Annotated in this window: 14 protein-coding genes; 5 read left to right on the top strand and 9 right to left on the bottom strand. The window is 71.0% G+C overall.

Translation table 11 applies throughout. The features are described 5' to 3' along the window. The first annotated feature begins 327 nt into the window (after positions 1-327). From FLP10_RS12810 to FLP10_RS12795, 4 genes are all read left to right on the top strand, one after another. On the top strand, positions 328-1,566 hold the full coding sequence (locus FLP10_RS12810; protein WP_149162249.1) for a branched-chain amino acid ABC transporter permease: 1,239 nt from the start codon (positions 328-330) through the stop codon (positions 1,564-1,566). Positions 1,567-1,571: 5 nt separating this feature from the next. Beyond that, positions 1,572-2,552, top strand: coding sequence for a branched-chain amino acid ABC transporter permease (locus FLP10_RS12805; protein ID WP_149161216.1), 981 nt, complete (start codon positions 1,572-1,574; stop codon positions 2,550-2,552). 106 nt (positions 2,553-2,658) lie between these two features. Continuing rightward, positions 2,659-3,573, top strand: coding sequence for an ABC transporter ATP-binding protein (locus tag FLP10_RS12800; RefSeq protein ID WP_246150386.1), 915 nt, complete (start codon positions 2,659-2,661; stop codon positions 3,571-3,573). Beyond that, positions 3,570-4,310: an ABC transporter ATP-binding protein gene (locus FLP10_RS12795; RefSeq protein ID WP_149161215.1), complete on the top strand. Its 741-nt coding sequence runs from the start codon at positions 3,570-3,572 to the stop codon at positions 4,308-4,310. The genes FLP10_RS12800 and FLP10_RS12795 overlap by 4 nt, the downstream gene beginning before the upstream one ends. A 400-nt stretch (positions 4,311-4,710) precedes the next feature. Here the strand turns inward: FLP10_RS12795 and FLP10_RS12790 are convergent, their stop codons facing one another. The 3 genes from FLP10_RS12790 to groES form a co-directional block, all read right to left on the bottom strand. After that, positions 4,711-5,994, bottom strand: a complete 1,284-nt coding sequence (locus FLP10_RS12790) for an ABC transporter substrate-binding protein (RefSeq protein ID WP_149161214.1) — start codon at positions 5,992-5,994, stop codon at positions 4,711-4,713. Between the two features lie 228 nt (positions 5,995-6,222). Continuing rightward, a complete protein-coding gene (gene rarD, locus FLP10_RS12785; protein WP_149161213.1) occupies positions 6,223-7,170 on the bottom strand; it encodes an EamA family transporter RarD in 948 nt (315 codons plus the stop codon). A 170-nt stretch (positions 7,171-7,340) separates the two neighbouring features. Continuing rightward, on the bottom strand, positions 7,341-7,637 hold the full coding sequence (gene groES / locus FLP10_RS12780; protein ID WP_149161212.1) for a co-chaperone GroES: 297 nt from the start codon (positions 7,635-7,637) through the stop codon (positions 7,341-7,343). Between the two features lie 138 nt (positions 7,638-7,775). Here groES and FLP10_RS12775 point away from each other — a divergent pair, with 138 nt between their 5' ends. Continuing rightward, complete coding sequence (locus FLP10_RS12775) at positions 7,776-8,963, top strand: class I SAM-dependent methyltransferase (protein WP_149161211.1); 1,188 nt, start codon at positions 7,776-7,778, stop codon at positions 8,961-8,963. 15 nt (positions 8,964-8,978) lie between these two features. On the opposite strand, the gene FLP10_RS12770 is transcribed toward FLP10_RS12775, so the two are convergent. The 6 genes from FLP10_RS12770 to tsaB all read right to left on the bottom strand — a co-directional run bounded on the left by FLP10_RS12770 (position 8,979) and on the right by tsaB (position 13,265). After that, a complete protein-coding gene (locus FLP10_RS12770; protein ID WP_149161210.1) occupies positions 8,979-9,485 on the bottom strand; it encodes a Bax inhibitor 1 family protein in 507 nt (168 codons plus the stop codon). Between the two features lie 154 nt (positions 9,486-9,639). Next, positions 9,640-10,389, bottom strand: coding sequence for a DUF4190 domain-containing protein (locus FLP10_RS12765; protein ID WP_149161209.1), 750 nt, complete (start codon positions 10,387-10,389; stop codon positions 9,640-9,642). 34 nt (positions 10,390-10,423) lie between these two features. After that, on the bottom strand, positions 10,424-10,864 hold the full coding sequence (locus FLP10_RS12760; RefSeq protein ID WP_149161208.1) for a DUF4190 domain-containing protein: 441 nt from the start codon (positions 10,862-10,864) through the stop codon (positions 10,424-10,426). Positions 10,865-11,026: 162 nt separating this feature from the next. Continuing rightward, on the bottom strand, positions 11,027-12,079 hold the full coding sequence (gene tsaD, locus FLP10_RS12755; RefSeq protein ID WP_149161207.1) for a tRNA (adenosine(37)-N6)-threonylcarbamoyltransferase complex transferase subunit TsaD: 1,053 nt from the start codon (positions 12,077-12,079) through the stop codon (positions 11,027-11,029). Beyond that, positions 12,076-12,648: a ribosomal protein S18-alanine N-acetyltransferase gene (gene rimI / locus FLP10_RS12750; RefSeq protein ID WP_149161206.1), complete on the bottom strand. Its 573-nt coding sequence runs from the start codon at positions 12,646-12,648 to the stop codon at positions 12,076-12,078. Before rimI ends, tsaD begins: the two co-directional genes overlap by 4 nt. Beyond that, the gene (gene tsaB, locus FLP10_RS12745; protein WP_149161205.1) at positions 12,645-13,265 is read right to left on the bottom strand and encodes a tRNA (adenosine(37)-N6)-threonylcarbamoyltransferase complex dimerization subunit type 1 TsaB; all 621 of its coding nucleotides are present in this window, start codon (positions 13,263-13,265) and stop codon (positions 12,645-12,647) included. Before tsaB ends, rimI begins: the two co-directional genes overlap by 4 nt. Between the last annotated feature and the right edge of the window lie 21 nt (positions 13,266-13,286).

Here is a 13,286-nt window from a genome sequence, read left to right as displayed (position 1 = left end):
CGCGGCCGCCCGCCTCCACGGTGTCTTCCAATTCTAAGGCGCGCACGGCTGGGAGTATTCCCCGTGGAACGCGGGCTCGAGGCATCCGAATTCTCACGATTCGGCTGCGATGGCGCAGGACCTTCGAAGACGAGGCATCCGAAATGCCGTTGACACATTACGCTTCTAGGGTCTCCCTCACAGCCGACGAGACCCACGGACGGCTGTGGTGTCCCAACTGGAGGTTCTGTGAGATCCCCATCCCATGTCGTCGCGTCCCCGCCCGGGCGACGCATCCCCCGACTCGTCGGCCTGTTCCTGGCGGCCGTCGCCGCGGCGCTCGCGCTGATGTCGATCGCGCCAGTGGCGGCCAACGCCGCCGACGGCGACCCGTTCCGCATCAGCGGCAACGTGCAGCTCGACGGCGCACCGCTCGAGGGGGTGGTACTCGTCATCGACGGCCCCGGCGGCACGCAGGAGGTCGAGACCGACGCCAACGGGCAGTGGCGAGTCAGCGTCCCCGAGAAGAACGCCGAGTACACCGTCACCCTCGATGAAGAGACCCTTCCCGAGGGGATCGCGGTGGTCGACCCCGACGACGACTCGCCGAACGAGAAAGAGGTGACGGTCGGCCCCGGCGGCCGCGTCACCGTCAACTTCTTCATCGGCGAGGGCACGCGCAACACGACGAGCCTGCTCGATCAGGTCGTGCAGCGCACGGTGCAGGGCATCAGCTTCGGCCTCATGCTCGGGCTCGCGGCCGTCGGCCTGTCGCTCGTGTTCGGAACGACCGGCATCTCGAACTTCGCGCACGGTGAGATGGTGACGTTCGGCGCGGTCGCCGCGGCGTTCCTCGCGGGCAGCATCGGCACGCTCGCGTTGCCGCTGTGGGTCGTGATCCCCGTGGCGATCGTGCTGAGCGGTGTGTTCGGCTACGTGCTCGACGTCATCCTCTGGCGGCCGTTGCGCCGCAAGCGGGTCGGCGTCGTGCAGCTCATGATCGTGAGCATCGGCCTCTCGCTCGCGCTGCGGTACATCTACCAGTTCTTCATCGGCGGCGGCACCATTCAGCTGCCGTACGCGTCGTCCGAGAAGATCCCGCTGTTCGGCATCGTGCAGCTCAGCGTCATCGACATGGCGAGCCTCGCGATCTCGATCGTCGTGATCGTGGCGTTCGCGATCTGGCTGACGTACTCCCGCATCGGCAAGGCGACTCGCGCGATCAGCGACAACCCGTCGCTCGCCGCAGCGTCGGGCATCGACGTCGACTACGTGGTGCGCATCGTCTGGATCGTCGGCGGCGCCCTCGCGGGCCTCGCGGGCATCCTGTACGCGTACTTCCGGCCCGGCATCAAATGGGACATGGGCGCGCAGATCCTGCTGCTCATGTTCGCTGCGGTGACCTTGGGCGGTCTCGGCACGGCGTTCGGCGCCCTCATCGGCGCGATCATCGTGGGCCTGCTCGTCGAGGTCTCGGGTCTGTGGATCCCCCAGGACCTGCGGTACGCGGGCGCCCTGGTCGTGCTCATCGTCATCCTGCTGTTCCGGCCACAGGGCATCCTCGGCCGGCGAGAGAGAATCGGGTAGGCATCATGGACTGGCTTCAGATCCTCTCCAACACGGCGTCGTCGATCCTCAGCCCGGCGACCATCGGTTACGCGCTGGCCGCGCTCGGCCTCGCGGTGCACTTCGGCTTCGCGGGCCTGCTCAACATGGGTGTCGCCGGCTTCATGGCGATCGGCGCCTACGGGTACGCCATCTCGACGCTCACGTTCGGGTTCCCCTGGTGGCTGGCGATCATCGCGGGCCTCGCGGCCGCGGCAGTCTTCGCGCTCATCCTGGGCGTGCCGACGCTGCGGTTGCGCGGCGACTACCTGGCGATCGTCACGATCGCGGCCGCCGAGGTCGTGCGTCTGCTGTTCCTCACGACCGCGTTCGAGGATGTCACCGGCTCCGCCGACGGGCTCTCGGGCTTCCAGCGCGACTTCCGCGACTCGAACCCGATTCCCCCGGGCCGGTACGGCTTCGGCCCGTGGATCTACAACGAGAACGAGTGGTGGACCCGCATCCTGGGCCTCGTGACGCTGCTCATCGCCGTGATCGTCGTCTTCATGCTCATGCGCAGCCCGTGGGGCCGTGTGCTCAAGGGCATCCGTGAAGACGAGGACGCGGTGCGCGCGCTCGGCAAGAACGCGTTCGCCTACAAGATGCAGGCGCTCGTGCTCGGTGGCGTGCTGATCGCCGGCGGCGGCATCGTGTACGCGCTCGATCGCGCGGCGAGCCCCGGCGTCTACGTCACCTCGCTCACGTTCTTCGTGTGGACGGCGCTGCTGCTCGGCGGTGCGGCGACCGTGTTCGGTCCGCTGCTCGGCTCGTTGATCTTCTGGGTGATCCAGACGTTCCTCAGCAACTTCCTGCCCGCACTCGTGCAGGCGGGTGTGCTCCCGTTCATGACCCAGATCCAGGCCGGCACGCTGCGCTTCATCCTCGTGGGCGTCGCGCTCATGCTGCTCGTGATCTTCATGCCGCAGGGCCTCCTCGGCAACAAGAAGGAGCTGACCTTTGTCAAGTGAGATCCCGGCTCCGGGCGAGCCGAACACCGACGCGACGGCGCCCCCCACCGGCCTCGTCGCCCGCCCCAAGACGACCGGACTCCACGTCGGCGACGCTGCGCCGGGCGTGAAGAAGGTCGACCCGATCATCGTCGCCGACGGCGTGCGCCGCCAGTTCGGCGGTCTCACCGCCGTCGACGTCGAGCACCTCGAGATCCCGCGCGGGGCGATCACCGCCCTCATCGGCCCGAACGGCGCCGGCAAGACGACGCTGTTCAACCTGCTCACCGGCTTCGACAAGCCCAACGAGGGCACCTGGACCTTCGACGGCCGCTCGCTGTCGGGCGTGCCCGCCTTCAAGGTGGCCCGCATGGGCCAGGTGCGCACGTTCCAGCTCACGAAGGCGCTGGGACTGCTCACGGTGCTCGACAACATGAAGCTGGGAGCCACCGGGCAGCGCGGCGAGCGGTTCTGGGCGGGAATGATCCCCGCCGCGTGGCGGAAGCAGGATTCTGCGATCGAGAACCGCGCGATGGAACTGCTCGCGAAGTTCAAGCTCGACGCCAAGGCGGGCGACTTCGCCGCGAGCCTGTCGGGTGGCCAGCGCAAACTCCTCGAGATGGCCAGGGCGCTCATGAGCGAACCGAAGCTCGTCATGCTCGACGAGCCGATGGCGGGCGTCAACCCGGCGCTCACCGAGTCGCTGCTCGATCACATCCTCGACCTGAAGGACCAGGGCATGACAGTGCTCTTCGTCGAGCACGACATGCACATGGTGCGGCACATCGCCGACTGGGTCGTCGTCATGGCCGAGGGCCGCGTGGTCGCCGAGGGCGACCCGTACTCGGTCATGCAGGACCCGGCCGTGATCGACGCCTACCTGGGCGCGCACCAGGAGCTCGACCTCGGCGTGGTCACCGGGCGGTACGCCCCCGAGGAGGCGGATGTCACGACGGATGCCGCGGCATCCGCTGAGACGGCCGCAGCTCAAGAGGAGATCCTCGCCGAGGCCCTCGCCGAGATCGAGGAGGAGGAGAAGTGAGCACCTCGACCACCGTCGGTACCCCCGTCGTCGTCATCGACGAGGTCCACGCCGGCTACCTGCCGGGCGTGAACATCCTGAACGGCTGTTCGCTCGTCGCCAACCAGGGCGAACTCATCGGCATCATCGGCCCGAACGGCGCCGGCAAGTCGACCCTGCTGAAGGCGATCTTCGGGCAGGTGAACGTCCGCAGCGGTACCATCACGCTCGAGGGGGACGACATCACCGGGCTGAAGGCGAACAAGCTGGTCGCCCGCGGCGTCGGGTTCATCCCCCAGACGAACAACGTGTTCCCGTCGCTCACCATCGAGGAGAACCTGCAGATGGGGCTCTACCAGCGCCCCGGCGTCTACAAGGAGCGCCTCGAGTTCGTGACCGGCATCTTCGCCGAACTCGGCAAGCGGCTGAAGCAGCGCGCCGGATCGTTGTCGGGCGGCGAGCGCCAGATGGTCGCCATGAGCCGCGCGCTCATGATGGACCCGAAGGTGCTGCTGCTCGACGAGCCGTCGGCGGGCCTGTCGCCCGTGCGACAGGATGAGGCGTTCATCCGCGTCTCCGAGATCAACAAGGCCGGCGTGACCTGCATCATGGTGGAGCAGAACGCCCGCCGCTGCCTGCAGATCTGCGACCGCGGCTACGTGCTCGACCAGGGCCGCGACGCCTACACCGGTTCCGGACGCGACCTGCTCAACGACCCGAAGGTCACCGAACTGTACCTCGGTTCGCTCGGCGCGTAACGCCGCCCGAAGGGGGCGGGGCCGGCACACGCCGGCCCCGCCCCTTCTGCATGCGCGCGGCGTCCGGGCTCGCGCCCCACGGGCCCCGCGCCACTTCCGCGCCCCGCGCCACCTGAGCTGGCGCACCGCCGAGGAAGTGGCGCAACGGGGCGACGAAGAGCATGCGGTCCGGTCGCCTCCGGCCGCCACACGCGACGTCATCCAGGCGACCGCCACCGCCCGTCCACCCACGCGCTCCGCGCCACTTCGGCGCCCTCCGCGCCAGCTCAGGTGGCGCAGACCCCGCGGAAGTGGCGCAACGGCACCAAGCCCACCCGTCAGCACGCACACGCGGGCACGCGAAAGGGCCCCGGCTCGCGCCGGGGCCCTTCCGCTGTGAGGTTGTTCGGGTCGAACCTGCTCAGCCCTCGTAGGCCGCGTAGGTGTTGTCCTCGCCGAACTGGTAGATACCGATCGACGCCTCGGTGGGGTCGCCCACCTCGTCGAAGGTGATCGGACCCGAGACGCCGTCGTAGTCGGCGACGTCACCGGCGAGGATGATGTCGGCGCACTCCGCGAACGAGGTGCACTTCGTGCCGTCGCCCGAGCCGCCCGAGACCTCGATCAGCTTCTCGGCGATGGCCGCCGAGTCGGTCGAGTTCGCCGCGAGCGCGGCGAGCGAGAGCAGCACGGTCGCGTCGAAGGACTCGGCCGCGTAGCTGTACTCGGACAGCGGCTCGCCGCCGGTCTCCGCGAGGAACGCGTCGAGCTCACCCGTGAAGTCGGAGATCGAGTCGATCGACAGACCGGGCAGGGTGCCCTTCGCGCCGGTGAGCGAGCCCGCCGGGAACTGGTCGCCGAAGTTCGACAGGTTGCCGTCGACGAAGTAGAGCTTGTCGGCGGGGAACTGACCGAACAGGCTCGGCAGGATCGTCTTGACCTCTTCGAACGTGATCAGGGCGATCGCGTCGGGGTCGGCCGCGAGGACCTCGCTGATCTGCGAGTCGAACGTGGTGTCACCGGTGTTGTACGTCGGGGCCGCGACGACCTCGCCGCCGGCGGCCTCGAAGGCCTCGGTGACGTACTTCGCCAGGCCGGTGCCGTACGAGTCGTTCAGCACGATGAGGCCGAGCGTCTGGTTGCCGTCTTCGGCGATCAGGTTGCCCAGCACCTCGCCCTGCAGCACGTCGGACGGCGCGGTGCGGAAGTACAGCCCGTTGTCGTCGTACGTGGTGAACGCGTCGGAGGTGTTCGCCGGCGAGAACTGGATGACGCCCGCACCGACGACCTGGTCGATGAACTGGAGCGACGTACCCGACGACGCGGCACCGATGATGGCCGAGACGTTCTCGCCGAGAAGGCGGGGGATCTCGGTCTCGTAGGCCTTGTTGTCGGTGTCGCCCGAGTCACCGAAGACGACCTCGAGGGAGAGGCCGCTGGTCTCGGCGTAGTCGTTGACCTGCTGGGCGGCGAACGCGACGCCGGCCTCCTCGGGCGGGCCGAGGAACGCGAGGTTGCCGGTCTGGGGAAGCGCGGTGCCGATGGTCAGGGCGAGGTCTTCGCGAGGGCCCTGCGCCTCCTCGGTCGACTCGGGCTCGCCGCTCGCGCACGCGGACAGGAGAAGGGCGCTCGTCGCGGTGAGAGCGACCCCCGTCCAGACCTTGCCGCGCGAGCGAGCGGGCCGGGACTTGCCGAATACGCTCATGTTGCTCCTTGGGACTGAAGGATGAATCGAATGCCCGACGAAACGGGCTGTGGATCGACAGTATGCGGCGGTTCCCGTGCAGACAATGCAAACCCGGTCACAACCGCGTAACACCTGCGATTTCGTGACCGTATCGTCACCAGAACGGGGGTGGATGGCGATTTCCGCGCTCCGGATCGGCAGCGAACGCAATGATCCGTCATACCGCGGATGCCTCGGCGGCGCCGGTCACGCGGGTTCGACGACGGCGCGGCGAGCGGCCCGCGCCCCGCGGACGAGGTCGAACGTGAGGATGACGAGCGCGACCCAGACGAGCGCGAACCCGATCCACCGTTCGAGCGGCATCGGCTCGCCGAGCACGAACACGCCCACCACGAACTGGATGAACGGCGCGAAGTACTGGATGAACCCCATCTGCGTGAGCGGCAGGCGCCGCGACGCGGCCGCGAACAGGATGAGCGGAATCGCCGTGACCGCCCCCGCCGAGAGCAGCAGCGTGGTGTGCCATCCGCCCGCCGTGCCCATCGTGAGGCCCGTCGTGGCCGCGACCACGGCCAGTTGCACGCCCGCGACCGGGGCGAGCCAGAGCGTCTCGAGCGTGAGGCCCGACACCGCGTCGACCCGCGGCCCCACCCGCTTCTTGATGAGCCCGTAGACGCCGAACGAGAACGCGAGCAGCAGCGCGATCCACGGCAGCTGCCCGTAGCCGATGGCGAGCACGAGCACCGCGACCAGGGAGATGCCGACCGCGACCCACTGCGTCGTCGTCAGCCGCTCGCGCAGCACCAGCACCCCGAGGAACACCGTGACGATCGGGTTGATGAAGTACCCGAGCGCGGCCTCGACGACCTGATCGGTCATCGCGGCGTAGACGTACGTCTGCCAGTTCACGAAGATGAGGGCGCCGGCGAGCCCCATCGTGAACACCACGCGTCGATCGCGCAGCAGTGCGAGGAACGGCTTCCAGGTGCGCGCGACGGTCATGATGAGCGCGCAGAACACCACCGACAGCAGGATGCGCCACGCCACGACCTCGACCGGGCCGGTCGGCGCGAGCGCGATGAAGTAGACGGGAAGGAACCCCCACAGCACGTACGAGCCGATGGCGAAGAGCAGCCCGCTGCGGCTCGGGCCGCTGGAATCGAGGGCAGGGGCGACAGGAGCGGGCGACGGCACCGGATCAGCCTACGCGTCGCCTCCGACGCGACCGGATGCCGCGACTGCCGCGGACCGTCGAGATCCGGCCGATCGCGGTGCCACCGAACACCCGCGCCTGCACGGACGGCGCCGAGACGACGAACGGCCCGGATGCCGAGGCATCCGGGCCGTTCGATCGAGAACGTCGATCAGCGCACGACGACCGCGAGCACGTCGCGGGCCGACAGCACGAGGAACTCCTCGCCGCCGAACTTCACCTCGGTGCCGCCGTACTTCGAGTACAGCACGCGGTCGCCGACGGCGACGTCGAGCGGCACGCGGTTGCCGTTGTCGTCGATGCGGCCGGGGCCAACCGCCACGACCTCGCCCTCCTGGGGCTTCTCCTTGGCGGTGTCGGGGATGACCAGACCGGATGCGGTGGTCTGCTCGGCCTCGACCTGCTTGATCACGATGCGATCCTCGAGCGGCTTGATGGAAACCGACACGGTTGACCTCTTTCTCAGACGAAGACTGGTTGGCAGCCTCTTGGCGAGAGTGCCAACACGAGTGTAGGCATGTTCTGGCACTCGTGCAACGTGAGTGCCAACGGCCGCGCCTCGCCGGCGGGCTGCTACCGTACCCGAGTGGACCGCGCCGAACTCGTCGAACTCCTCTCGCCCGAGGGCCTGCGACTGCTCGACGCGCTTCCTCCGTGGGACTCGAAGGCCGACGTGCTGCGCACCGTCGAGAACCTGCGCAAGCAGGGCCACTCGCCCGCCCTCGTCGCCGCCGTGCTGAGCCAGGCGAAGCTGCGCGCCCGCGCACACGTCAAGTTCGGTGAGTTCGCCGAGCGCATGCTGTTCACCGAGGCCGGCCTCGAGCAGGCCACTCGACTGCGGGTCGCCGCGCTGCACGCGGGTCGGTTCGCCCGCGCCGGCATCGGTCACGTCGCCGACCTCGGCTGCGGCATCGGCGGCGACGCGCTCGCATTCGCCGCGCTCGGCCTCGAGGTCACCGCGGCCGACGCCGACGAAGTCACGGCGGCGATCGCCGCGTTCAACCTCACCCCGTTCCCGCATGCCCGCGTACTGCACTCGCGTGCCGAGGAGGTGCCGCTCGGCGGCATCGGCGGCGCCTGGCTCGACCCTGCGAGGCGCAGCACGGCCGGGGGGCGCACGCGGCGGTTCGCCGACCCCGCCGACTACTCGCCGCCGCTCGACTTCGCGTTCGGGCTCGCCTCGCGCATGCCCGTGGGCGTGAAGCTCGGCCCCGGTACCGACCGCGAGGTGATCCCCGCCGACGTCGAGGCGCAGTGGGTCTCGGTCGACGGCGACGTCGTCGAACTCGGTGTGTGGACAGGCCCGCTCGCCCGGCCCGGCATCCGCCGCGCCGCGCTCGTCGTGCGCGGCGACGAGGCATCCGAGCTCACCGGCGCCGCCGACGCCGAGGACGCGCCCGACGGCCCGCTCGGCGAGTACCTGTACGAACCCGACGGAGCGGTCATCCGCGCGCGCCTCATCGGCGACCTCGCACGGGCGAACGGTGCGTGGATGTGCTCGCCCGGCATCGCCTACCTCACGGCCGACCGCGCGTTCGACTCGCCGTTCGCGCACCGCTTCCGCGTCGTCGAGCGCCTGCCCGCCGAGGAACGCCGGCTGCGTCAGGCCCTCGCCGAGCGCGGCATCGGCGTGCTCGAGATCAAGAAGCGCGGCGTCGACATCGACCCGGCCGCGCTGCGCACCCGGTTGAAGCTCAAGGGATCGGAGTCGGGCACGCTCGTACTCACCCGCGAGCAGGGGCGTCACGTCGCGCTGCTGGTCGATCGCGAATGATCGGATGCTGCGTGCTCAGCTCGGCAGCGCGCCGAACACGATCGCGTAGTACCCGATCCAGACGGCCGAGAAGACGAGGCCCGTGAGGCCGGTGCCGATGCCGACGAACGCCAGCGTACGGCCGTGCTCTTCGCGCCGCAGGCCGAGCACGCCGAACACGATGGCCGCGAGCGCGAGCGGCAGCATCCAACCGACGAACAGCGACGCCGCGGCCCCCAGCACGCCCAGCACCGCCGCCACCCAGCTGTAGACCCGACGCTGCGCGTCGTCTTCGGCCTCGTCGGCGGCGATCGCAGGCACCGTGTCGGGGCGGTGCACGATGAGGAGCTGACCCGTCGGCAGCTGGTGGATGCGCCCGGTGTCGTAGACCTCCTCGAACTCGAGGGGCGGCACCTGAGCCTCGCGGATGGGCGCCTCCTCGACGACCGCCGGGTCGGCTCGGAACGTGGGCTCGGCGGGGCGGAACGGCGCGAGGGGGTCCTCGCCGGGCACCTCGCGGGGCGGCACGGGCAGCGGCGACACGGGCGGCGGCTCCGCCTTCCCCGACTCGGGCTGCGACGGTCCGGATTGCGACGGGTCGGCTTGCGACGGGTCGCCTTGCGACGGGTCGCCTTGCGACGGGTCGGGGGTCCCGCCGGCCGGCGGGACCCCCTCGCGTTCGGACATCCGTGCGGCCTCAGTACGTGGTGTACGTGCCGAACGTGGCGAACGCGATCACCCAGAGCAGGATCGACAGCAGGCCGATCACGATGCCCACGAATCCCAGGATGATGCCCGTCAGCCACATCGCCTTGGCCTGCGGCTCCTTCTTCTTGCCGATGAAGCCGAGCACCACGGCCGCCGCGGGAATGAACAGCTGCAGCACGCCGCCGATGATCGGGATGAACACGACGGCGAGCGACCCGACCACCCCGACGATGCCCGCGATCAGCGAGATGATGCTGAACACGGGGCTCTTGGCCGCGGGTGGGGCGCCGTACCCGGCCTGCGTTTGCGTGCCGTACGCAGGCTGCGCGGGTGCACCGTATGCGGGCTGCGACGGCGCGCCGTACGGCGAGCCGGCCGCCGCGCCTCCTGCGGCGACCCCGCCGGCCGCGACCCCGGCGCCCGCAGCAGACGCATCGGTGCCGTACGACGGCGGAGCGGGCGGAGCAGGCGGGGCCGGCGGAGCGGGCGGAGCCGGCGGGGCCTCCGGGGCGGCCGGCGGCACCGGCACCTCGGGCGCCGACGGCGCGGCGGGCGGCGCAGGCGGCTCGGGCGCCGATGGCGCCACCGGCTCGGCGGGCGACGGCACCGTCGGCTCGGCCGGGGTGGGCACGGTGGGCTCGTCGGGCGTCGGAACCGTCGGCTCCTCAGGCGAGGGCGCGGTCGGCTCGACCGGCACCTCGGGCACCGACGGCTCTTCGGGGTTGTTCGGATCGGTCATTGTCTGCCTCCTCCGATGCGATCGGTCGAGCCGATCAGTACGTGGTGTAGTAGCCCGACGACGCCGCGGCCGCGATGAGGATGATCCAGACCACGATCACGATGAGGCCGACGACCAGGCCGATGTAGCCGAGCACGAGGCCGGCGATCGCGAGGCCGCGGCCCTGCTCGCCCGTCTTCTTGATCTGGTTGAGGGCGATGTGCCCGGTGATGATCGCGACGAGCGAGATGAAGAACGCCGAGACGAGCGAGACGATCGCGAGGACGTTCGTCTTCGCCGCGGGCGGGGCGCCGTACGCGGGGGCACCGTAGGCGGGGGCGGCCGGAGCGCCGTACGCGGGCGCCGCGGGCGGCTGGTAGGCGGGAGCGGCGGGCTGGGGGGCACCGTACGCCGGGGGCTCGGGGGCGGCCGGCGGCACTGGCGGGACCGGAGGCACCTGGGCGCCGGACTGGTCGGGAGTGTTGGGATCGGTCACTGATGGGTCCCCTCGTGAGGCGGGATGGCGTACTCGCAGCGGGGCGCCGGGCGGCGCGCCTCATCCCGGTGTGTTTTCGCTCACCATACCGCGCGCGTCGTGCACGGCGCGAGGGCAGCAGGCCCGCGTGACACCGCGCGGCGCATGCCGTGGCATCCGCCCTCAGACGCGGATGTCGGTGACCGGCAGCGTCGAGTCCGCGCCGAACCCGAGCCCCGACGCCTCGTGACCCGCCATGATGAGCTTCGCACCCAGCGCGGCGATCATCGCCCCGTTGTCGGTGCAGAGCGAGAACGGGGGGATGCGCAGCGAAATGCCCGCGGCATCCGCACGCTGCTCGGCCACCTGCCGGAGCCGCGCGTTCGCGACCACGCCGCCGCCGAGCAGCAGCCTCGGCACGCCGAGATCGACGCACGCGGCGATCGCCTTGCCGACGAGGACGTCGACGACCGCCTCGCGGAAGCTCGCCGCGACATCCGCCAGCGGCACCTCGTCGCCGGCGGCCTCGGCCCGCTCGACCCAGCGCGCAACCGCGGTCTTCAGCCCCGAGAAGCTGAAGTCGTAGCGGTGGCGCTCGAGGTCCTTGGGCTTGGTGAGCCCGCGCGGGAAGCGGATGGAGTCGGGGTCGCCGCCGATCGCGGCGCGATCGATCTCGGGCCCGCCGGGGTACGGCAGCCCCAGCAGCCGCGCGACCTTGTCGAACGCCTCGCCCGCCGCGTCGTCGATGGTCTCGCCGAGCAGTTCGACATCGGAGACCAGGTCGCGCACGAGCAGCAGCGAGGTATGCCCGCCAGACACCAGCAGCGCGACGGTCGGGGTCTCGAGCGGCGCGCGGTCGTCGAGCAGGTCGGCGCCCACGTGCCCGACGAGGTGGTTCACGCCGTAGAGCGGCACGCCGAGCGAGATCGACAGCGCCTTCGCCGCGCCGACACCGACCATGAGGGCCCCGGCGAGCCCCGGCCCGCTGGTCACGGCCACGGCGTCGAGGTCGGCGAGCGAGACGGATGCCTCGTCGAGCGCCTGCCGGATCGCCGGGCCGAGCGCCTCGAGGTGCGCGCGCGCGGCGACCTCGGGCACGACGCCGCCGTACCGGGCGTGCTCCTCCATGGACGAGGCGATCGTGTTGGCGAGCAGGTCGGTGCCGCGCACGATGCCGACGCCGGTCTCGTCGCACGACGTCTCGATGCCCAGCACCAGGGGGGCGGCGCGGTTCATCGGGTTCCCTCCGGGGCGTCCGGGTCATCCGGGGTATCCGGGGCATCCGGGGCATCCGCGCGTTCGCTCGCGGCACCGAGTGCCGCGCCGCCAGCAGGCCGCGTCACCGCCGCCGGCACGTCGGCGCGCATGTGCACGGCGTCGATGCCACCGCGGTAGTACCGCCGCCGCACGCCGATCTCGGCGAAGCCGAGCGAGGCGTACAGCCCGCGCGCGACGGGATTGTCGGCGCGCACCTCGAGGAAGATCGACTCGACCCCGCGCCGGCGCGCCTCGGCGATGAGCGCCTGCATCAGCGCGCGCCCGAGCCCGGCGCCGCGCCGGCCGGCCTCGACCGCGATGGTCTGGATGTCGCCCTGATCGCCGCCCTCGGGCGCGAGCAGCCCGGCGTACGCGAACACGTCGTCGGGCGAGTCGTCGTCGACCGCGACCAGGTAGTAGGCGTGGGGGTTCGCGAGCTCGCGGGCCATCGCGTCGACCGGCCAGGCGTCGTCGACGAACGTCGCGCGCTCGAGCACCATGATGGCGTCGAGGTCGTCGGGCCGCGCGCGGCGCAGCAGCACGCTCATCGCAGCACCTTCTTACCCGCCGACGGGGTGACATCGGGCGCGCGCAGGTAGAGCGGCTCGTCGTCGGTGAGCGGAAGCCGGCCGGCCGCGTAGGCGAGCTCGGCGATCATGCCGACACCGGCGGCGGGCACGACGGATGCCTCGACTCGCGTGCCGGCCGCGGCCGGTACGTCGTCGCGCGGCGTGAGTCGCGGCCCCTCGACGCGCACGGGCAGACCGTCGTCGTCGAGCCCGTCGTAGTCGGCGACCGCGGCCTCGCGGCGGCGCGCGTCGGTGACGACCTGCACCGGCCCGTGCCCGCCGTCGCGGTACCACGCCCACGCGACCGCGTCGTGGCTCACCACGGGCACGACGGGGCGCGCGATGCCGATCGCGAACGCGTGCGCGGCCGCGATGCCGACGCGGAGCCCCGTGAAGGGGCCGGGGCCCATGCCCGCCGCCACGCCCGACAGCTCGGACGGGGAGACGCCCGCGGCGTCGAGCGCCTCGCGGATGAGCAAGCCGACGACTTCGGCGTGACGCATCGGGTCGTCGCTGGACGCCTCGGCGAGCACGCCGCGGTCGTGGTCGACGACGGCGACGCTCGTGCCGGTCGACGTGTCGATCGCGAGCAGCATGATTCCAGCCTAGGCGGTGTC

Source organism: Agromyces intestinalis (assembly GCF_008365295.1).
In the GTDB taxonomy this organism is placed as follows: domain Bacteria; phylum Actinomycetota; class Actinomycetes; order Actinomycetales; family Microbacteriaceae; genus Agromyces; species Agromyces intestinalis.
This window is presented reverse-complemented; position numbering and strand designations above follow the sequence as displayed.

Excerpts from the sequence above, each read along its gene's own strand:
- FLP10_RS12810 (WP_149162249.1), top strand. The coding sequence starts at position 328 with ATGTCGATCGCGCCAGTGGCGGCCAACGCCGCCGACGGCGACCCGTTC.
- FLP10_RS12805 (WP_149161216.1), top strand. The coding sequence starts at position 1,572 with ATGGACTGGCTTCAGATCCTCTCCAACACGGCGTCGTCGATCCTCAGC.
- FLP10_RS12790 (WP_149161214.1), bottom strand. The coding sequence starts at position 5,994 with ATGAGCGTATTCGGCAAGTCCCGGCCCGCTCGCTCGCGCGGCAAGGTC.
- FLP10_RS12765 (WP_149161209.1), bottom strand. The coding sequence starts at position 10,389 with ATGACCGATCCGAACAACCCCGAAGAGCCGTCGGTGCCCGAGGTGCCG.
- tsaD (WP_149161207.1), bottom strand. The coding sequence starts at position 12,079 with ATGAACCGCGCCGCCCCCCTGGTGCTGGGCATCGAGACGTCGTGCGAC.
- rimI (WP_149161206.1), bottom strand. The coding sequence starts at position 12,648 with ATGAGCGTGCTGCTGCGCCGCGCGCGGCCCGACGACCTCGACGCCATC.
- tsaB (WP_149161205.1), bottom strand. The coding sequence starts at position 13,265 with ATGCTGCTCGCGATCGACACGTCGACCGGCACGAGCGTCGCCGTCGTC.